The organism is Salmonella sp. 32010601201800023SM (assembly GCF_017572235.1).
GTDB classification, from domain to species: domain Bacteria; phylum Pseudomonadota; class Gammaproteobacteria; order Enterobacterales; family Enterobacteriaceae; genus Salmonella; species Salmonella enterica.
On sequence record NZ_JAGEQS010000001.1, the window covers coordinates 996,581 to 1,016,357 of the forward strand.

22 protein-coding genes and 2 tRNA genes are annotated in these 19,777 nt (G+C 46.1%); 10 read left to right on the plus strand and 14 right to left on the minus strand.

The genetic code is table 11. The features are described from left to right. Positions 1-104: 104 nt before the first annotated feature. Both J4617_RS05045 and J4617_RS05050 read right to left on the minus strand, forming a co-directional pair. Positions 105-181: transfer RNA gene (locus J4617_RS05045), tRNA-Arg, on the minus strand. A gap of 8 nt (positions 182-189) precedes the next feature. Continuing rightward, entirely contained in the window at positions 190-516 is a 327-nt protein-coding gene (locus J4617_RS05050) for a four-helix bundle copper-binding protein (RefSeq protein ID WP_001183699.1), read from the minus strand. 193 nt (positions 517-709) lie between these two features. Here J4617_RS05050 and J4617_RS05055 point away from each other — a divergent pair, with 193 nt between their 5' ends. Then, positions 710-1,843: a mechanosensitive ion channel family protein gene (locus tag J4617_RS05055; protein ID WP_000456063.1), complete on the plus strand. Its 1,134-nt coding sequence runs from the start codon at positions 710-712 to the stop codon at positions 1,841-1,843. Positions 1,844-1,924: 81 nt separating this feature from the next. On the opposite strand, the gene J4617_RS05060 is transcribed toward J4617_RS05055, so the two are convergent. Genes J4617_RS05060 through J4617_RS05080 form a run of 5 tightly spaced genes read right to left on the minus strand, consistent with a single transcriptional unit; the run spans position 1,925 to position 6,710 of the window. Continuing rightward, on the minus strand, positions 1,925-2,515 hold the full coding sequence (locus J4617_RS05060; protein WP_000947465.1) for an ATP-binding cassette domain-containing protein: 591 nt from the start codon (positions 2,513-2,515) through the stop codon (positions 1,925-1,927). Further along, entirely contained in the window at positions 2,509-3,306 is a 798-nt protein-coding gene (locus J4617_RS05065; RefSeq protein WP_000950202.1) for an ATP-binding cassette domain-containing protein, read from the minus strand. The genes J4617_RS05060 and J4617_RS05065 overlap by 7 nt, the downstream gene beginning before the upstream one ends. Beyond that, positions 3,300-4,112 (minus strand): ABC transporter permease, encoded by an 813-nt coding sequence (locus tag J4617_RS05070; protein WP_000966649.1) that lies wholly within the window; start codon positions 4,110-4,112, stop codon positions 3,300-3,302. Before J4617_RS05070 ends, J4617_RS05065 begins: the two co-directional genes overlap by 7 nt. Continuing rightward, on the minus strand, positions 4,102-5,076 hold the full coding sequence (locus J4617_RS05075; RefSeq protein ID WP_001672818.1) for an ABC transporter permease: 975 nt from the start codon (positions 5,074-5,076) through the stop codon (positions 4,102-4,104). Before J4617_RS05075 ends, J4617_RS05070 begins: the two co-directional genes overlap by 11 nt. Then, positions 5,076-6,710 (minus strand): ABC transporter substrate-binding protein, encoded by a 1,635-nt coding sequence (locus J4617_RS05080; protein WP_000946088.1) that lies wholly within the window; start codon positions 6,708-6,710, stop codon positions 5,076-5,078. Before J4617_RS05080 ends, J4617_RS05075 begins: the two co-directional genes overlap by 1 nt. Before the next feature lie 680 nt (positions 6,711-7,390). On the opposite strand from J4617_RS05080, the gene J4617_RS05085 reads away from it, so the two are divergent. Next, positions 7,391-7,705, plus strand: a complete 315-nt coding sequence (locus J4617_RS05085) for a TRL-like family protein (protein WP_000182479.1) — start codon at positions 7,391-7,393, stop codon at positions 7,703-7,705. Positions 7,706-7,853: 148 nt separating this feature from the next. Beyond that, on the plus strand, positions 7,854-8,384 hold the full coding sequence (locus J4617_RS05090; protein WP_000929980.1) for a cytochrome b: 531 nt from the start codon (positions 7,854-7,856) through the stop codon (positions 8,382-8,384). Between the two features lie 82 nt (positions 8,385-8,466). Here the strand turns inward: J4617_RS05090 and J4617_RS05095 are convergent, their stop codons facing one another. The 4 genes from J4617_RS05095 to J4617_RS05110 form a co-directional block, all read right to left on the minus strand. Continuing rightward, a complete protein-coding gene (locus J4617_RS05095) occupies positions 8,467-9,510 on the minus strand; it encodes an exo-alpha-sialidase (protein WP_000761747.1) in 1,044 nt (347 codons plus the stop codon). A 338-nt stretch (positions 9,511-9,848) separates the two neighbouring features. After that, a complete protein-coding gene (locus tag J4617_RS05100; RefSeq protein WP_001218118.1) occupies positions 9,849-10,316 on the minus strand; it encodes an Hsp20 family protein in 468 nt (155 codons plus the stop codon). A gap of 197 nt (positions 10,317-10,513) precedes the next feature. Then, complete coding sequence (locus tag J4617_RS05105; RefSeq protein ID WP_000927825.1) at positions 10,514-10,741, minus strand: hypothetical protein; 228 nt, start codon at positions 10,739-10,741, stop codon at positions 10,514-10,516. A gap of 199 nt (positions 10,742-10,940) precedes the next feature. Next, the gene (locus J4617_RS05110) at positions 10,941-11,066 is read right to left on the minus strand and encodes a lipoprotein (protein ID WP_000758947.1); all 126 of its coding nucleotides are present in this window, start codon (positions 11,064-11,066) and stop codon (positions 10,941-10,943) included. Between the two features lie 377 nt (positions 11,067-11,443). Here J4617_RS05110 and J4617_RS05115 point away from each other — a divergent pair, with 377 nt between their 5' ends. After that, complete coding sequence (locus tag J4617_RS05115; RefSeq protein WP_000977725.1) at positions 11,444-11,788, plus strand: c-type lysozyme inhibitor; 345 nt, start codon at positions 11,444-11,446, stop codon at positions 11,786-11,788. A gap of 754 nt (positions 11,789-12,542) precedes the next feature. On the opposite strand, the gene J4617_RS05120 is transcribed toward J4617_RS05115, so the two are convergent. Beyond that, positions 12,543-12,619 (minus strand) — tRNA-Arg (locus J4617_RS05120). Between the two features lie 390 nt (positions 12,620-13,009). After that, positions 13,010-13,567 carry a virulence membrane protein PagC gene (gene pagC, locus J4617_RS05125; protein ID WP_000789470.1) on the minus strand — a complete coding sequence of 186 codons (558 nt, stop codon included), beginning with the start codon at positions 13,565-13,567 and terminating at the stop codon, positions 13,010-13,012. A gap of 811 nt (positions 13,568-14,378) precedes the next feature. Between pagC and pagD the strand changes: the two genes are divergently transcribed. The 6 genes from pagD to J4617_RS23180 all read left to right on the plus strand — a co-directional run bounded on the left by pagD (position 14,379) and on the right by J4617_RS23180 (position 18,158). Continuing rightward, entirely contained in the window at positions 14,379-14,642 is a 264-nt protein-coding gene (gene pagD / locus J4617_RS05130) for a virulence protein PagD (RefSeq protein ID WP_001535993.1), read from the plus strand. A 131-nt stretch (positions 14,643-14,773) separates the two neighbouring features. Then, entirely contained in the window at positions 14,774-14,986 is a 213-nt protein-coding gene (gene cspF, locus J4617_RS05135; protein ID WP_001537306.1) for a cold shock-like protein CspF, read from the plus strand. Positions 14,987-15,400: 414 nt separating this feature from the next. Next, positions 15,401-15,922, plus strand: a complete 522-nt coding sequence (locus J4617_RS05140; RefSeq protein WP_001537478.1) for an RICIN domain-containing protein — start codon at positions 15,401-15,403, stop codon at positions 15,920-15,922. A gap of 190 nt (positions 15,923-16,112) precedes the next feature. Then, positions 16,113-16,352 carry a virulence protein MsgA gene (gene msgA, locus J4617_RS05145; protein WP_000289208.1) on the plus strand — a complete coding sequence of 80 codons (240 nt, stop codon included), beginning with the start codon at positions 16,113-16,115 and terminating at the stop codon, positions 16,350-16,352. Positions 16,353-16,841: 489 nt separating this feature from the next. Continuing rightward, positions 16,842-17,630, plus strand: a complete 789-nt coding sequence (locus J4617_RS05150) for a hypothetical protein (RefSeq protein ID WP_001033398.1) — start codon at positions 16,842-16,844, stop codon at positions 17,628-17,630. A 321-nt stretch (positions 17,631-17,951) separates the two neighbouring features. Next, positions 17,952-18,158, plus strand: a complete 207-nt coding sequence (locus J4617_RS23180; protein ID WP_000787625.1) for a hypothetical protein — start codon at positions 17,952-17,954, stop codon at positions 18,156-18,158. 456 nt (positions 18,159-18,614) lie between these two features. Here the strand turns inward: J4617_RS23180 and sopF are convergent, their stop codons facing one another. Continuing rightward, positions 18,615-19,739 carry a type III secretion system effector SopF gene (gene sopF, locus J4617_RS05155; RefSeq protein WP_000917261.1) on the minus strand — a complete coding sequence of 375 codons (1,125 nt, stop codon included), beginning with the start codon at positions 19,737-19,739 and terminating at the stop codon, positions 18,615-18,617. Positions 19,740-19,777 lie beyond the last annotated feature (38 nt).

Here is a 19,777-nt window from a genome sequence, read left to right on the forward strand (position 1 = left end):
TTACCCTCATCTTTCTTAGAAAGATGATTGTTATATTATAACATTGCATTTATTTCAACAGAAACTCAGCGGCCACCGCGCAGGTGGCCTTTTTTGATATCAACTGGTCCGCCATCGAGGAATTGAACCCCGAACCTTAGAGGTAGAAGCTCTATGCTCTATCCGGTTGAGCTAATGGCGGAAGAAAAATTACGCGGCCATTTTAAGGCAGGCGTCTGCGCATTGGCTGCATGCCCGCGCGCAATTCTGGCAATGGTCGTGATCGTGCCTTGCACACTCTTCGGCGCAGGCTTTGCAGATATCCGCGCACAGGCGGCATAATTTTTGTGAGTACTCGCTTTCCAATGCCATAAATTGCGCCGCTAGGCGACAAATGGCCGCACATTGCATATCTAACTGGATGCAGTGCTTCATCATTTCGACGTTATCTTCACGCAGACAAGAAGAGGCGCAGATATCACACGCCGCCGCGCATTCATAACACTGCTCAATACACTCACGATGTTCTTGTTGCATAAATGACTCCTTATTTTATTAAGAGGAGTAGATAAGTCTGCACAGAAACGCCGGGATAGCCAAACGGCTACCCCTCTTTTTCATACTTTTTGAACAAAAGTGCTGAATAAAACAGCAATAGTAAAGCCGGAAATCGGCCTCCGTGATGTGACGTCTATACTGTAATGTTCATCTGCTTTTCATCGGAGGTAAAATGGAGTATTTAGCACGACTAAATATCGTTGCGATGCTGATGTCAACGACGTTCTGGATCAATCTGGCGGTCGTTTTTTTCGTCACCCTCATTACTTACTGGCTCATCAACTGGCTACTCAATGTGGTCTATAAAGCGCTACAACGCCCGGATAAAAAGGATGATGCTCATGGGCGGCTGCGGCCTATTGTTTTCGAGATGCTGAAAAAGACCAGTAAGATGCTCATCTTTTTTGCCGCATTTCTCTTTAGCCTGCGCTTTGTCGCCCTGCCCGACCGGTTATTCTCCACCCTCTCTCACGCCTGGTTTTTAGTGGTTGCGATTCAAATGGCGATTTGGCTTGATCAGGGCGTACAGTCATGGATGCGTCATTTACTGTATGCCCCAGGCTCCAATAAAAACCCGGTGACGTTAGTCATTCTTGGTATGATTTTGCGCGTGCTCGTCTGGTCTATGATGCTGCTCTCCATCCTGGCGAACGTCGGCGTGGATATTACCGCACTGGTAGCCAGCCTCGGCGTGGGCGGTATTGCTATTGCCCTGGCGGTACAAACCGTTCTGAGCGATGTCTTCGCTTCGCTGTCGATTGGTTTCGATAAGCCCTTCGAGATCGGCGATTTCGTCGTCTTTAATGATGTAGCCGGTACGATTGAACATATCGGTTTGAAAACCACTCGCATCCGTAGCCTCAGCGGCGAACAGATCGTTTGTGCGAACGCGCAGTTGTTGCAGCAAACCATACACAACTATAAGCGGATGCAAACGCGTCGTATCGTGTTTACTTTTGGCGTCGCCACTGCGACACCGCCGGAAAAGTTACGCCTCATCGGCGATATGGTGAAAAAGATTATTACCGATGTCGGCGAAACACAATTCGACCGCGCCCATCTACTGGCCTTTGGTCAGGATCGGCTGACCTATGAGGTGGTGCATATCGTCAATACCGCGGATTACAATAAATACATGGATATTCAGCAAGAGATAAATATCCGTATTATTGAAAAACTCATTGAGAATGATATCGAACTGGCGCTGCCAAGTCTGGTTGTCAGAGCCCCTGTACAGGTTGAAGAGACCAGAGACTACAGTAATACCGCTGATGCAAAAAACGCAGATAAACACGTCATGCAGTAAAATCTCTGCCGACAATACCGGGAACCCATGGGTTCCCGGTGCGTTAACGGCGACACGGCAATGCGGAGAAACGACTTGCGGCTATTCCACCTGTAAATGGCGGGTACAGACTTGATCAAGTAGCGCAGACTGATGACTAATCACCAACATCCCTAATGAACGGCTGCGGCACACCTCAAGCACGTATACCCATATCGCTTTTTGAATAGACGGATCGAGTTGCGCCGTCATTTCGTCGGCAATCAGAAAACGCGTTCGCGGGTCAAGCGCGCGCAGTATCGCAATACGCGCCAACTCCCCGCCTGAGAGCTGCATTGGCCGACGCGTCAGCCACTCGGGCTGCACATACAAACGTCTCAACGTTTCCGGGTCAGGCTGCCAGGCATCACGCACAGCGTCTCCGGCGCTTCGCCAGGGATTAAACGTCAGTTCAGGATGCTGGGGGACCAGCTGTACCGGGCAATACTGATGCAGGGGTAACGGGCTGCCGTCCAGCAGAACGTCGCCCGTCGTCGGCTTTTGCCATCCGGCCAGGACGCGCCCCAACGTTGTTTTCCCCGTTCCGCTTGGCGCATGAATTCCTACCCGTTCACCGGCAGAAATCGTAAACGTCAGGTTCTGCCATAAGACTTTCCCGCCCTGACGAATAACGAGGTCGCGGCAGCTCAACATTCTATTCCCTCTCCGGTCGGCATAAATAACGGGCTTAGTTCAGGCAATGCTTGCCATTGCCGTTTTAACGGCTCACTCATCTCTTCCGGCTGTAACTGCTCGCAGCGGATATTGTCCGTGATATAACCCTGATGCAGCGCCACAATGCGATCGGCATACCGCGCCGCCAGCAGCAGGTCATGAGTCACCCACAGCACGCCGCATCCCCGCTCGCAGAGACCTCGCAAGTGCTCAAGCAACTGGTTTGCCAGTGCGGTATCAAGCCAGGCGGTGATCTCATCCGCGAGGATATAACGAGCCTGGCTGAGCGAGGCGTGGCACGCCAGAATTCGTTTAGCCATCCCACCGGAGAGCTGGCGGGGAAAGCGTTCCAGGACTGTCGGTTCGAGATCGCTTTGCTGCAATAGCTGTACCATCTGCGTCTCATCCCAGGCGCGTCCGGTCAGATGACATGCTCTGCTCAAATGTTTTCTGATATTCAGCATGGGATTAAGCGCCTGTACCCCCTGCGGCACGTAGCTAAACGTATTGCCCCTAAGCTGCCTGATGGTATGCCTGTCCAGCCGGTTGCCATCAAGCGTAATTTCCCCCCGAAAGCGTAAATTTTCCGGCAGCAGATCGAGCAGACATTGCAGCAGCAGACTTTTGCCCTCCCCGCTGCCGCCAACCAATGCCACCATTTCGCCGGGCGCGATATCAAAAGAGACATTCTGTAATAACGGCGACCAGCGTCTCGCGCCATACCAGCAATAACGCGCACTTTCCAGCGTAACCTGTTGTAAACTCAGCATACGTCACTCCTTAGCCACAGCCGCTGAGTGGCGCGCGCAAACTGATCGAAGAGCATCACCAGCGTGAATAACATTAGGCCGGGAAACAGCACCAGCCACCAGTTACCATGGCTAATAAACCGTAACGCATCCGCCAGCAACAGCCCCAGCGAAGGCTCATGCGGCGCCAGCCCAAACCCCAGAAAACTTAATGCCGCGCTGTGCAATACCGCATGAGGAAACATCAATAACGTTCCCGTCAACCATTGCGGCAATAGCGCCGGAAAATAGTGATATCGCCAGCAATAAAGGTGTCCATGCCCCAGACGATAGGTCAATGTCAGGTAGTCACTCTGCGCTACCCGCTCCGCGTCGGCGCGCAGAATCAGCGCCAGACGGGGCCAGTGCGTTAACGCCACGGCCGCAATGACGCCGCTTTTACCGCCGCCGAGCGTAAAACAGATAAGGATCAGCAAAAGTAAATGCGGCATGGCGAGCATAGCATCGGTTATCAGCCGCATCAGGAGGTCCAGCCGGGGATGAATGCGCGCCACTGCCGCCATCACTAACGCGATAACGCCGCTGCACAGCGCGGCGCCAACGCCAATTTGTAAACTGGTGAAGGCCCCCTGAAAGCAACGAAGCCATACATCGCGCCCCAGATTATCGGTGCCAAACCAGTGCTGGATATCAGGCGACAGATGCCGGGCAAGCAGATTAACCTCTGGCGGCTGGCTCAACGTGGCATAACCGTATCCGGCAATAAACAGCAGACAGGTAACGGAGAGGATCAGACGAAGCAACGTCGGAGCAGGATTATAGAGCATCGGGACGCTCCAGCGATCGATTAAGCACCACCACAAGCCAGGCTGAAATCGTATTTCCGGCAAACACTAATAGCGTACAGAATAAAACGATCCCCATGAGTAGCGGGACATCGCCACGCAGGCCGGCATCGATAGTGGCCTGTCCCAGCCCCGGATACGCAAAGACTTTTTCTGCCAGTAACGCCCCTCCCATCAGTTCGCCCAGAGAAGCAAACTGTAAGCAGAGCGCTGGGGTAATCGCATGACGTAACACCTGGTGACATAACAGCGACCATCCTTTATCCCCCTGAGCGCGCGCAAAACGAATAAATTCGCTCTTCATTACGCTGGCTATTTTTTCTCGCGTATGCAGCGCAATTTGCCCCATGCCCAACAGACTTAACGCACATACCGGCAACACAAGATGGCGTAAACGTTCCGATAAAAGAGCTGTTCCTGCATTATTTCCGGGGTCCCAGGCGCAACAAACAGGTAATACCGGCCAGCGGACGGCAAACAGCGCCAGCAACAACATGGCTATCCAGAAAGTGGGCAACGATGACAATAAGTAGCTGATACGGCAAATCATCTTATCCGGCCAACGGTGGAGAAAACGTCCGGCCAGAAAACCCAATGTTACGCCCAGCACACCAGACAATAGCCAGGCGCCTGCCAGCAGCGCGAATGACGTCGCAAAACGTTCCCGGATCACGCTGACGACAGGCATGTTGAACAGCATGGAATACCCCATGTCGCCCTGGAGCAGACGCCAAAACCAGTGACCGAAACGCTCCCACAGCGGCTGGTCAAGCCCCCAGCGCGCCGCAATCCGCGCATATTGTTCTGGCGGAACATGGAGCAGATCGTTGCCAATATAAGCACGGATAGGATCAACGGGCGAAAAGCTAAGCAAAATGAAGGTGCCGACAGCCACCAGCACCAACAGAATAATCAGCCGCAAAAAATGACTGAAGAACAATTTCATCACCGACAGGTCCAGGTCCAGTCATCAAGATTGTTTAACACCGACCAGCTACCGTGGATTTCTGGCGCGCCTTTTCCCAGATCAATACAGGGGTTGGCCAGATAGGTATGCTGAATATTAAGCAGCCATGCCCATGCCGCATCGCCCTGGACGCCCGCGCCCTGCTTCCCATCCCACTCAACCTGCTGCCAGAAAGGGATCGCCTTTTGCCAGTCAGGCGCATCTATAGCCTGTTTCAGATGTGCTTCTACCGCAGGGTTGCTGTAATAGCCCGGGTTATAATATTCCACACCAGCGGCTTTCCCGCTGTAGTGATGGAAGAGTTCCATCGGGTCCAGACTTCCCCAGCCAAACAGCGTAGGGTTAGCGTGCATATGGCGCTCTACGGTTTCCCAGCTTCCCGATTGCAACGAGACGACAATGCCTAAAGGCTGCAACATGGCGCGCACCGCCTCGGCCAGATCCCGCCGGGTGCTGTCGCCACTGGCATACCATAAGGTCAGACGCGCTTCTTTACCTGCTTTTTCACGCACGCCCGCACTGTTTATCTTCCAGCCAGCCTCTTCCAGGATGGCGCGCGCTTTTGCAATATCGCCATCGCTGAATACCACTGAAGGATTTTGCCACGGCAATCCCTGCACCGCGCTATAGGCGGGTATCGCATGGCCTTCCATCACCTGTTCCGCCAGTTGCTTACGATTAATGGCATAGTTAATTGCGCGTCTGATAGCGACATCAGCGGTCACATCGTTGCCGACAGGATAACCGTTAGTATCCTTTTTACCGGCTGGCACCATCGGGAAGACAATGCCCCGGTTTTCAACGCTATCGCGTACCCAGAGTTTAAGATTATCCTGCTGCGGGGCCACCGCCATAGAAGGGGCAATGCGCACCAATCCCAACTGTCCGCTGCGCGCGGCGGCATAAGCATTATCTTCATCCAGAAAGACAAAAACCAGCCGGTTAAAGTCATTCTTTTTACCCGCATACCAGGGATTAGCTTCAACGATCAGTTGCTGACCCGGCTGAAAGCTGACCAGTCGGTACGGACCGGCGCCTATCGGTTCGCGGGCGAACGTTTTTTCATCATAACGGCTGGCCGGAACAATCCCTAACGACCCGAGTACATTCACAAAGGTGCTCTGCGGATGGCTCAGCGTCATCTCAATTCGGCGTGCGTCCAGCGCTCGCGCATGGCTAAAATTGCCCATGTCAATTTTACCGCCGCTCTTCGCCGCTTTATTGTATGTAAAAACGACATCTTCGGCAGTTAATGGCGAGCCATCGGAGAATTTCAGCCCGGGCTTTAAGGTTAGCGTCCAGATTTTACCGTCGGGGCTGGTATCCACTTTTTCCGTCAGTAAATTACCCCAACTCATGTCGGCGTTTTGCTTAAGCAACGGCGCATGAAGCAATAAGTAGCTGCCGTGGCTCCAGCCCAGCATAGGATCAAAGCCTTCCGTTGGCTCAGGGCCAATGGCCAGCTTCAGGGTACGACCATCTGCCGTGTCCGACGCGGCGAAAAGCGACGAAGTGAATACCAGAGTCAGCGCGCACGTCACGAGCGCCAGTTTGCCTTTAATCATCAATTTGTCCCAGATTATGCGTTGTTTTTGTTTCTCCCGGCGCAGCATAAACGTCGGGAGACCTCCTGAGGACGGCATTATGGCGAGCATTTGTAATGAAAAAATTGACGCAGAACAGAAAGTATGACGATCTTTTAAAAACATCATACGCACAAACGTCGGGAGCGCCAACGTGGGCTAAAGGCCGCTTTTGACGGGGATAAAACGCAAGGGAAATGACGCCAGGAATACCGGGTTAATTAACGCCATCTTATTCTCTTATTTCCTTTCTATTCTGTATTACGTCTTCCCACCCGACGCTGTTCATTTTCTCAACATTATTAGTCAGTACTGAAACGTAAGAAGGTATCGTAATTAGCGCCTCCTGGCTTTAAACCTAAACCAATATTAAACGAACCGGGCGTTAATGAAACTTACCAGCAGAACGCCAGTCATATGGCAACCCGATGAAATGACATGCTATGGAGTCCAACCGAAAAATGTTAACGCCGCCAGGGCTCGTGATGATTTTTTTAGCCGTACTGTTCTCATTGCTGACAGGATGCACAAGTTATAAAAACACGGCATGGGGAATATATCCGGCTTCAACGGATATTTGTCCGTCAGGTACGACATCAACAGGAGGGTGCAAAGAGTAATATCGCATATTTAATATACACCACTTTTTAAATGACTGTCCGGACATTTCGGACGGTAAGTTTTCTATTAATTTATAATGGACTAATCCCATGACAAATAAAAAACACATTTTTTCAATTATCTTTATTGGTTCTCTTTTAACGGGGTGTGCTACAGGACCATCACCGACAGGGATTGGCTTATATACGGATGTTAAAGGGCCAATTACTGCCACGAGTCTCCCGGCAACCAAAACCGGTAAAGCGTGTGCGCAAACGGTATTGGGTATTGTAAATACCGGCGACGCATCTATTGATTCAGCGAAAAAAGCGGGCGATATTTCTTTAGTGTCGAGTGTTGATTATGAAACTACAGGTTCATATCCGTTTTATGGTAAAACCTGTGTTGTCGTAAGAGGACAATAACAACAGTAAGCCGGCGATGCCGCCGGCTTTTTATCCCATTTTACGTGCCGCTATCTCTGTCTGTTCCTTGCGACTCAGCCCCCGCTTTAAGGTTCTGTTAAGATTTTACGCATACCCTACAAGCAGTTGTTAATAAAGGATAATAATAATGGCACATTTCTCAAGACTGCAAATAACGCTTCACTGGTTAACACTGCTCCTGACAGGCATCGCATATGCTGCTATTGAGTTACGGGGGTGGGCGCCAAAAGGCTCCAGCGTTTACCTGTTTATGAAAGACACGCACTATGATATGGGCGTTCTGGTCTGGGCGCTGATGTTTTTACGGTTATATCTTAAACACAAATACCCGGATCCGGTCATTACGCCTCCCCCTCCTCACTGGCAGCACGTAGCCGCTAAATTAATGCATATCGCGCTTTATCTCACTTTTCTCGCCTTACCGCTGCTGGGCGTCGCGATGATGGCATCAGGCGGGAAAAGCTGGAGCTTTTTTGGTTTTACTGTACCGGTATTTTTGACGCCAGATAGCGCCCTAAAATCGGATATAAAGCGTATTCATGAAATGCTGGCCAATATCGGCTATTTCCTGATTGCCATGCATGCAGCAGCGGCGTTGTTTCACCATTACATACAAAAAGATGATACATTTTCAAGGATGTTACCCGGTAAATCATGACTATTTCGGCCATCCCGGCGTGAGAGAGCACGCCGGGCAAGGCATTATTATTCCAGCGCTATCGGTTTCGACTGATAGCGCCTTACACCGTTTGTAATCGACAATATACGATATTTTTCCGGTTCCACGTGTAGGTGATATGTACGACGCCGCCCTCGCTAATAATAGCGGGATAAGAATACTCACCGTGGTCACTTTCCAGGTCCAGTAGCGGTAGCCATGATTCGCCATTATCCTGGGAAGCAATCAGTGAAAGCGGATAGCGCTTTCCCCAGTTGCCGTTGACCGGATTTAACGCAAGAATCAGCGTACCGTCCTGCATACTAACCAGATCGATACCACTATTATTATTCGGTAAAGATGTCGCGCGGGCAACAGACCAGGTAGCGCCATAGTCGATTGAATCACTGCGAAAAATTGCCCCGCGTGTGCTTCGTAACAACATATGGATATGCCCTGGAGAAGACTCCCACAGCGTAGGCTGAATAACGCCATCCCAGCGCAGGAGGTTTTCCAGACAACATTCCCACAACACCCCCTTTTTTATACCATCCCACAACGCTACGTTTGTCCCGGAAATAGCGTTATCAGGCTCCAGCGGAACAAAAGAGATACTCCAGTGTTTTCCTTCGTCAGAGGATCGATCCACAAATGCCCTCCACCGTTCAGGACTTTCAATCGATCCTGGCGCAATCCAGGCGCCATTTGATGCCAGCAGGAGTTTATTTTTCACGGGACCGCGCGGCAAAATATCATCGTTGACCAACGGAGCTGGCGTACTCCAGGTAAATCCTCGATCGCTGGAGGTGATAAACCAGGTTTTCCACACGTGTACGTCGCTGCCTACTTTATAAAATAACCACAATTTATCCGACGGGTAAAATAACACCGGATTCCAGTGCGCTTCCCCCTCGCGTGCCGCCACTCGCTGCGGTGTTGTCCAGATATTATGTTCATAGCGAGATAGCCAGATGGCTGTATCTTCGCTTCCTTCGCGCAACCCCGCGAACCATGCGGCCACGAGCGTACCGCACGGTAGGCGAACAAGCGTAGAGGCATGACACTGGAAGGACTCGGTTCCGCTTTCCGGTAAAATGACCTGTCGATTGACGAGCGCTAATTTCATACCTGCCTCGATTAAATAAGGTAAAAAGCATCAGCTTTTTTACGTATGAAAGTAGTGTTAGCAGAAATAGCATCAACGCGGTGAAAACGATCAACCGCTATACGAATTTATGTTCAGGTATCGCGCCCATAACAGGCAGAATGTCGAGAGTGGACAAAAATTGAACTGACCTCGCGGATAATTCCAACTTACCGCCGTCCAATGGCGACGAGGTCAGTGGCACGGGATAATATAGAGGTCAGGGCTATAATATTTAGCGATCTGTGCCTACAAGCATGACGGGATACTTTTCGCTACAGACAATGAAGGCCCGTCTAAACGGGCCTCCATTAATGCTTTTATGATTTATGTTCAATCGCCTTTGGTTTGCTTTCTATGGCAATTTTTTTCGGTTTCTCGCTTTCAGGGATCTCCTGGTAAATCTCGACCAACAAGAGGCCCTGTTCCAGTTTCGCATTATTCACCTTAGCATGTTCAGGCAAAGAAAAACTCAACTGGAAATCCGCCTTACGAATACCACGATAAATCCAGTGCGTCTGATCCTCTACCGTCTCTTCAGTGTGTTTACCCGTAATATTCAGGTTGCCGCCAACCGTTTCAATTTCAAGCTCTTCCTCTTTCCAGCCAGGAACGCTCACGGTAAGCAGATAGTTATTCGCATCGCGCTTTTGCAGATCGTAAGCTGGCGTCGCAGCGACTGGCGTATCTCCTGTTAATTGACTGAAAAGTCTATCAATACGGTTGAAACGGTCAGAGAAAAGAGAATCAGCAAACACGGGAAGTGCTGACAAGGTTCTGAGTGCCATCATTAACCTCCTGAATCACTATTCAAAAGTTCAACATCAAGGCAAGCATTGCTTGTCCACTGACTACATAGGGACGGAAAAAACATTTTCAAGCCTATAAAAGACTTTTTTTAGTCACGAATTTAAGTGGTTAACGAAAAATCTCATCCCGTTCATTGCCATTTCCGCTGTCCCTTCATCTTTACAATTTTTCTTCATCACCACAATTGATAATGATTATCAATTGCATTAGTGTGTACAGGTTGGTTATGGCAGTGACCAACGCCCTTCTCCATTATCAAACCCAGCGCCGCCTTCGGGCGGCCTTTTGGGAGGAAATATGGTCGCCAAAAATAAAACTCACGGTCGTCGTATTCGTCAGTCTCTGCAACAGTTACATCATCGTTGTCTTTTTCAGCAACTGGCGGTAAGCCCACCAGGAGCAAAATATGTTTCAGTCACCGCTGAAACAAAAAACTGGCTTATTCATCTTGTGACTTCAGAGGGCCGTTAGCACGCGGTAGTGACTGTCCATGTTGTCGCTAAAATTTTAATGAAATGACATTTATACACCTACAATTTGCGCCCGGCTGCTCCGGGCGCCATACCTGAAGATATGACACCCGTTGCCAACTGACAGGAGTTTTAGTTATCGTCTCCGGCGTAGAAAACTTCGATATCTTTATTAAACCATTTATCAATGTTGTGCCACATCAGACAACCGGTCAGAAAACTTGCGATCAATATCCCTCCTATAAGCCACTTTTTCACATATACTCCTGAATAACCCCTGTTGATGCCATTATCTGATCGATAATAAAAAGACCATCATTTGAAGAAATAGTTTCACTGACAGATACCGTATGAAACGAGACAGTGAACAGTACCGTTTTCTTCGGTTTTTATGCCATAGTATTGAGCAGTGGTGACAATCATTTTCCATCGCGCCATAATGATTTGCAGCCTATAGTTTATGATTTTAAGATTTGTCTACTCATCACATATGTCAGTGATGGATAAATTATAATACGCTTTTCTGGCGCACTTTTCGTCAGTAAACAGGAATACTACAGCATTCATCGTATTGATGCCGCTTTATCTCCCGCTCTTCAGGGAATTAACGACAATTTTATGCACAAAGGATACTAATGATGAAACGTAAATTGATCCCATTTACCCTCTTTCTCGCTGCGCTTAGCGCCAGTACCACCTCTATAGCAGCTTCGCAGGAGATTTCTAAATCTATATACACCTGTAATGATAACCAGGTTATGGAGGTGATTTACGTCAACACCGAGGCTGGAAACGCCTATGCGATTATCAGTCAGGTAAACGAGATGATCCCGATGCGGTTAATGAAAATGGCCTCTGGAGCAAATTACGAAGCCATAGACAAAAATTATACTTATAAACTTTATACCAAAGGCAAAACGGCTGAACTGGTGGAAGGTGATGATAAACCTGTTCTCAGTAACTGTTCCTTAGCTAACTAACCTTAAGAAATGCCTGAAGGCTCATCAGGCATTTCCACTTCAACCTTCCTGTAACGTAACGTTAAAGAATATGTGAATCACTACCATAGTATAATGGCTAATTAGTAACCACCTTTGAACATGGTTAATCCTATTTTTAAAGAAAAGTTCGAACTGTCTGAATTGTCGTTGTTGAGCGTTTAAATGTTTTGCTTTATTAAGTGACCCAGGTAGAATTCGCAGCGGCTGGTAACCATTCATATTCGCACTATTGAACGATCACCGGCCAACCGCGCCAGGGTCTTGCATACGCTCTGGCGCGGTTAAATCCCCAGGCCATAAACGAAATCACTGGTTTCTGCTATTGCTCGTATCTTTCACGTTAACCTGCATTATGCTTGCCCACCTGATGTAAAAAGACACCGCTCTGAACCATAGGGTGTGAATTTCATTTTATAAAAAATTGCGGTGCCGGGTGCCTCCCGGTGAACCATACCACAGTCAATATGGTTCGCGAGGAACATTAACTATTTGACTGGACGCCCCGCCGCAAAGGGGGATTCACCGCATAAGAAAAATCTACAACTCACAAGTAATAAAAGACAATAACATTTTTGTGCATTTTTTATAAATGACTATCTTGTCACGTAATAAATGAAATTATTCTGTAACAGGGTTGCGAGGCAATACTTATTCAAAACTGAAGTGGTTAGTGGGAGTCGAACCCACATCATCAGCCTGACACTGAGGTAATAACATTATACGATAACCACATTGGACCGCCACCGAGGCCTCGAACCTCGCACCATCAACTTAGGAGGTTGATGCTCTATCCAGCTGAGCTAGTGGCGGCTGGGGACTTCTGCCAGGCGCAAAAAAGGTGCTCTCCTGGATAAAATACATACCTTGCTACTTTTCAGTAGTCGTTCAGCGGCAGGTACAATATGCGAAGGCGGTCACAAAATCTTGATGACATTGTGATTAATTCCAGGAAAATTTTTCAGAGTGAATCTTGTGAGATCTGGCGTTATTTACACCAGATTTTCCTTCCTGCTTATCACCTACCTGAGCAACCTTGATTGCTTACCACAACCCCTTATCTGTGCTTATGCTGGTGAGATGTTATGTACAGCGTCACTATGACGAAGAGAGAAAAGACAGGCAGGTACGTGTTACTGGTAAAGAAGCCCTGTTTTGTGACTGGCGGTGCGGAAGGCGAACCTTCCGCATAGCTTATGCTTTTCAGAAACGGTATCCAACCCCGACGTTGAAGCCGTTTATTTTTGTAGAGGAGATGTTGCTTCCTTCATACCCAACATCGACGACGATATTCTCCAGCGGATTCATCTGTACACCCGCGCCCCAGGCAAATCCCGTTTTCCTTGAGGAAATTTTGTTAGAAAAAGAATCGCCATCCTGAGTGGAATGTTCTTTAAATGTCGCCTTTACCGTGCCGACACCCGCCAGCGCGTATAACGAAAAATTGTCAGACAATCGATAGGCTGGCCCAACCATTAAAGAACCGTACTTCACCTCAAACTTGTCATGGTAATGAATACCTTCAGGCTCAACAGACCCGGAAGCCTGTCTGTCTCCATATAAGTAACTTAGCGAGGAAATAAAACTTACCGGAGAGTCATCCTCATAACGGTATTTCACATTTACCCCTCGGATATTTTTGAAATCCTGAACTTTACTTTGTGCATACCCCACGGAAAAGGCGTTAGTATCGGCCTGTGCAATATTTACAACCAAAACGCTTGTAGTAATAACTAAAGTGGATAAAATAATATTTTTCATAACAACTCCTTAATACTACTTATTATTTACGGTGTGTTTAAACACCTGCAGTACCGATCCGGCATTCAGTTATCGCCACTATGCCGAATCGACAAAACCACGAATAATTCACCGCTATCGCTCCTGATGTGTTTACTTCCTGAAAGATATTTTTACTACCGAAGCACTCTATCGCTCATTTAGGTAACCGGTTCTACAATGTCATCTAACTTTTATAGATTTGAATGCTAATTTTTCTCACGCATATATATTTAACAGAAACCATAAAGTGTTTAGCCACTATAGAACAACAAACCCACCATGCAACATTTTGATATTTAAAGAGAAAATCTCACAACCACATTAAGAAACCTGACACCGATCGGCTAAAAACATGTCATTAAGCAAACTCGCCATATAACCAGAACATATCGCATTGTGCTTCACAGTCCTCACGTGACGCTCCAGCCGCAATACGGTTATATGCCATCGCAGGCGCTGTAATCATATTCACGATGATGCTTAGCACGCTTTATTCCCGCTCCGATTTAATCTTTTAATATATCTATCAGTTACAACATTTCTTGTTATATTATAAGAATAGAATCAACACCACAATTCCAACATAAATATCACCTGTGTTTAGAGAGAATTTACATTCCAAAAAAATAATAACTAACGCAAATATTGAGCACGCGATAAAAAAGTCTATTTCGCTATAAAACCCATTATTATTAAGAGTGGTTAACTCTTCGTTGAATAAAAAATGTCAATGACGTTCCATAATTCAGGAGATGAACTTCACAAGTCATTATATATAACAGGAGGTGCTATGAAACATCATGCTTTTATGCTTTGGTCATTACTTATTTTTTCATTCCATGTTTTGGCCAGTTCAGGCCATTGTTCTGGTTTACAACAGGCATCATGGGATATTTTTATCTACGATTTTGGTAGTAAAACCCCGCAACCACCTACAAATACTGATAAAAAGCAAGCCAGGCAGATTAGTTCACCGTCCTGCCCGACGACAAAACCCATGATGTCCGCACCAGTCAATGACGCCAGGAAAGGGAATACTTTCTCCAGAACATAATGTTATTTATCTACAATGGTGCCGAACGACTACTTTTAGCCATCCGGAAATCTTGATTGCCATCAAATATAGCTGGCATTATTTTTCCTGACGTGTATAGTGCGCCTCGTTATCCCCATTAAGGAATTTGTTTGTCTCGTAAAATGACAGGAATTGTCAAAACCTTTGATTGTAAGAGCGGTAAAGGTCTCATCACCCCCTCCGATGGACGCAAAGATGTTCAGGTCCACATTTCAGCATGTCGCCAACACGAAACAGAAGCGCTTATCCCCGGTATACGCGTTGAGTTTTGTCGTATTAATGGCCTCCGCGGACCTACCGCCGCCAACGTTTATCTTTCATAATTCGTCACCCGGCATTTTTTCAGAAAAATTTAGCGAGTACGTCTACCTCCGCAGCCTGCTATGAGGCTTTGCCTGAAAGGCTGCAGAATGTTTTCAGTGGCGAAAATCTAAAAGATTTATTTTGCTAATGACTCCTGTGACCTCTTTTATCATATATCGGGTGCCCCCCCTTCTCACTTTGTTTAACGTGAAGAAATGTACAGCCGTTTTTCACTGTGATAGCATGTAATATTGCAAAAGTATTTAACGCTATATACCCATCGTCACAGGAGTGGCTGGCTGCGCGCATTTAACCGAAGTATTTATGTGATTCTATCGGAATTATCTCTATTGCCGCTCAATGCTACGTCATATTCAGTGGGTATAAATTGCCAATATAGTTGTAACGCTATTTATTTTTAGGGTAATAATTGAATGACTTTGCTTTCAGGAAAAAACACACTGGTTCTCTGCCTCTCCTCTATTTTATGTGGATGTACGACGAACGGCTTACCCGCACCTTATAGTATTAATTTGTCGTTCCCGGTCATTACACAAAACCAAATTAATTCCGGTGGTTATTACATAAATGATGCGGAACAAATTCGGACAACTGATGGTCTGTGCCTTGATACAGGCCCAGATCAACAGAATCGTTTGACGCTGCGGGAGTGTAAGCATGTGCAATCTCAGCTTTTCTCATTTCACCGAGACAGAATCACGCAGGGTGAGAAATGTCTGGATGCCGCAGGACAAGGTACAAAAGAAGGCACACCAATCATTCTTTATTCATGCACGGGTAATGATAACCAGCGCTGGCTCACTGATGATAACAAAATTAAGGGGAAACAGAGCCGAAAATGCCTGGGCACAAATAGCATTATTGTCAGAAAAGGCGACCCTGTTGTGTTGGCCGATTGCGATTTTAGTCGCGCCCTGGAATTTACCATCAGGTAGCAGGACACCGCTGTGAAGAGAGTGCCGCTAACCTCTTGACACGACAACAGGTTAGCGACCTTTACTTCCACGTGCGATCAATTTACTTTACGTCCGCAACGTCAGGATGACAAAACGGCGGCTAAACCTTGACACCAGTTATATACCCAGCTTAAATACTGGTCATCCAACCAGTAAAAAGGAAATGGCGATGTACGTCGAACTCGTTTATGACAAGCGAAATGTTGAAGGTTTGCCAAGCGCACGCGAAATCATCCTCAATGAACTCACAAAACGCGTACATCAACTTTTTCCCGATGCGCAAGTGAAAGTTAAGCCAATGCAGGCGAACGCATTAAACAGTGACTGTACAAAAACCGAGAAAGTACGGCTGCACCGTATGCTGGAAGAGATGTTTGAAGAGGCTGATATGTGGCTGGTCGCCGAATAACGTCCCCTCCTGCGAAAGCGACATGTCCGATCGAAAACAGCGCCCTGAGGCGCTGTCTGTGACGATATAACGCAAACGCTACCACTCAGAACATGTTGTTGTTGATACCTCAGACCGGTATGTGGAACCGACATTCATCGCTTCACTGGCCTGTCGGTATGAGTAGCCCTTATCAACAATCAGCTGTGCGCATTCCAGCCTGAAATCTGAAAGTACGTTTGGTTTTGTTGTTTATTAAGAGCCTATCCCATTAGACTCTTTTATTCGCCAAACTGGCTTTAACGATTACGCCTACTGGGATAGGTTCTAAACTTATCATCAATACGTAAAATACCTATTTACGAACAAAAAGTAACAGGTAAAAATCCGAAATAAAACCAGCATAACTAAAACTTACTGCAGATATGCACACGCATTATTACTATGTTTCCAGGATAGTCTCGACCAGTCAAGACTATCTATTTTATATAAAAAAGGGAAATACTTCACATGAATAAAATACATGTTACATATAAAAATCTCTTACTTCCGATTACCTTCATCGCGGCAACTCTAATTAGCGCCTGTGATAACGATAAAGATGCCATGGCGGAAGCTGAAAAAAATCAAGAGAAATACATGCAAAAAATCCAGCAAAAAGAGCACCAGCAATCAATGTTCTTTTACGACAAAGCCGAAATGCAAAAAGCTATTGCCAATATCAACGCAAAAGGTGGAGCCAATCTTGCGATTATTGAAGTCCGTTTCTTCAAGGGCGGGTATTCATTCATTCGACAAAGCGTTAACACCCCTGCTAAAGTAGAGATGTTTAAATTTAACAACGGCTACTGGGGGGGACCTTCGCCTGTCAACTTAACCATCTTTGGCACTATAACAGAGGAGCAAAAACAAGAAGCACTAAAAGAGGCTTTATTCAAATTCGACTCGATCAATTTCAGCATTATACCAGAGCGTATTCAGGAAACAATTAAACGTGCTAACGCCAGTGGCATCATTTCCGTTACGGAAGATAGCGATATCGTTGTACGAGCAGAGATAGCTCATAATGGCGAATTCGTCTATGACATTACCATCACTGCTAAAAATACAGCACGTGCGGTAATGACCTTAAATAAGGATGGTTCTATTGCCGGATATGAGATCAAAGAACCTTTCGACCCAAAAAAAGAAGCCGAAAAAGCACAGCAACTTGTTGAACAATCGAGAAAAGACATTGAAAGTCAGCGTAAAAAAGCAGCTGAAAAGATGAACGAAATACAGCAGACATTTAAAAAATAGCAGACGATACAAACATTGATAAAAATTATAGCGCGAAAGAGCGCGTGCCAGGTACTAAGGCACTGCTTGAAGACAGCGAATCGCTATTTCATTCTCTGACACTGTAATTTTTCGTACTCAAGATGTTTATTTATTGAGTCTTTTGTGGATAACCAGGTGAAGTTATGTGACGCCAGGAATCTATTCCAGCGGGCGTACTTGTTGGAGCCAGTGTGAAGCCGGGCAGCGCGCAGAAACCGGAGCGTATACGTTGTACGTGAGAATTTCGAGCACTGCCCGACCTAAAAATGATGAATAAAATAGATATTTTAAAGAGGTAATATGAAGAATTTTTTCAAAATAATTACTGATTTCATCGCGGATATTTCCCTTGATCTATTTGCTATATTTTTATGCATGTTATTCGTATACAAAACAGGACCATCAATTGGTGTGATATCATTTTTTATTGCATTAATTATTTATATCATTCTTCATTTTGTTTTTTACTCATTTCGTGAAAAAATCATAAAAAAAATATTCAAATAAGTATTTAAAATTATTGTTTTGAGGTACAAATTCAGCGCAATAAAACAGAGCAACTAAAAAAAATTAGGCGTAGCGAAGTGGAAAAGGACTGTCATGTACTGGACCGTGAGCTGGTCGGGAGAGCAATGTACGGGAAAGAGCGAAATACTGTCATTGATATGAGCAGGAATATCGATAGCCAGTAAATCACTCCTGTGGTAATACAGGCCACTTGATGACTGTGAAGGTCGCTTCATCTGAAGCACCGGTGAAGTCCAGCATTTTAAGTGAAAAGCAGCCAGCAGGCGCTTCTGCTGGTCCATATTCCTCTATTTTGCCAGACCACACTAAAGTGCCACACAGGTATCTGCCAGAACGGTCCTGAGATAATAAATATAAAAGCAGTTACTGCCTACCTCAAGAAGTATGCGCTCATGATCATTTAAAGCTCTTTTAAAGAGACTGATAATAAGCTTGTCAATATAATATTATGCAGTCTCTATTAAGCGCCTGGTTTATTTGTTTTGCATAATCATATAGTTGACTTTTCGAGTAAGAGTTTTCTTGCAAAGACAAATAAACGTGTTTTATATCTCTGAATAAACATACATCACCATGAATATGAGCCTCTATATAATTCCCTTCATAGCCTTTACCATAATTAGAATGAGCTAAAAATTTTTCGTCCTTAGCCATTTTAACCAAACTCTTAAAGCAATTATAACCAAAAAAATCATTTTGACAGGATGCAATCAGGTTCTCCATATGCCAAAATGTAGATAATTTACTCGTATCCAGGCCAAATCTGTGGCCGTAGATATCAAAAGGTGAGAATGTACAGTTTGTTTTTACATTATCATTTAATTCAAAAAATGATTTTCCATAGGCGCTGGCACCTCCATTTTCACCGTTCAGAAAGTCCAGTGCAGCATAAATTGGTCTGCTTGTAGGGCTAAAAGTTCTACTGTTGGGAGTATATGCTACGGAAAAACCGCCTGTCTGACCATATGGGGCATAAGGTGAATCTGCAAGCCTCTCCAGTTCAAATGCTTTAGTTTCAACTGAATCACGTCCGACATTATAAGCAGGTAAATCTCCTGGTCTGCAACCTAATGCATAAGAGTTCAGATATTCTTTATTTTTTAAGAGAGAGACAAAGTCAATTTTTGCCGCATTAAAATTTATTGTCAGCCGGGCATTTTGTAAAATATCCACCATCTTATTTAGCAAGAGAGTGCAATCTATTTCGGCACCACACTCACGGCTTATCCGCCTGAGCGCTTTTTCTCTTATTATGTCAGCGTCGCGCTGACACCTGGAATGAATATGCGCAAGTACTTGTTTTCCAAAAAGGCGACCATACACCTTTTTACGCTCTTCATTGCTGAGACCGCAAAACACTTCGTCAAAAGAAAGCCTGTACGCTGCGCTTACAGAACCTCTCGCCGTTCTGCTTTCTGGAAATGGCGGAACATCTTCAACAACATTTCTAACTTGCTGAATGTCTGAAGACAGTGGAGTACGTCCGGCATTTTTTTCCTTATCTGTTTCCAGATATTCCGGAACCTTTATACTTCCACTATGGCAGATAGGTTTGAGCATATGTCTCCTGAATTTTTATGACTAATATAGCATTCACT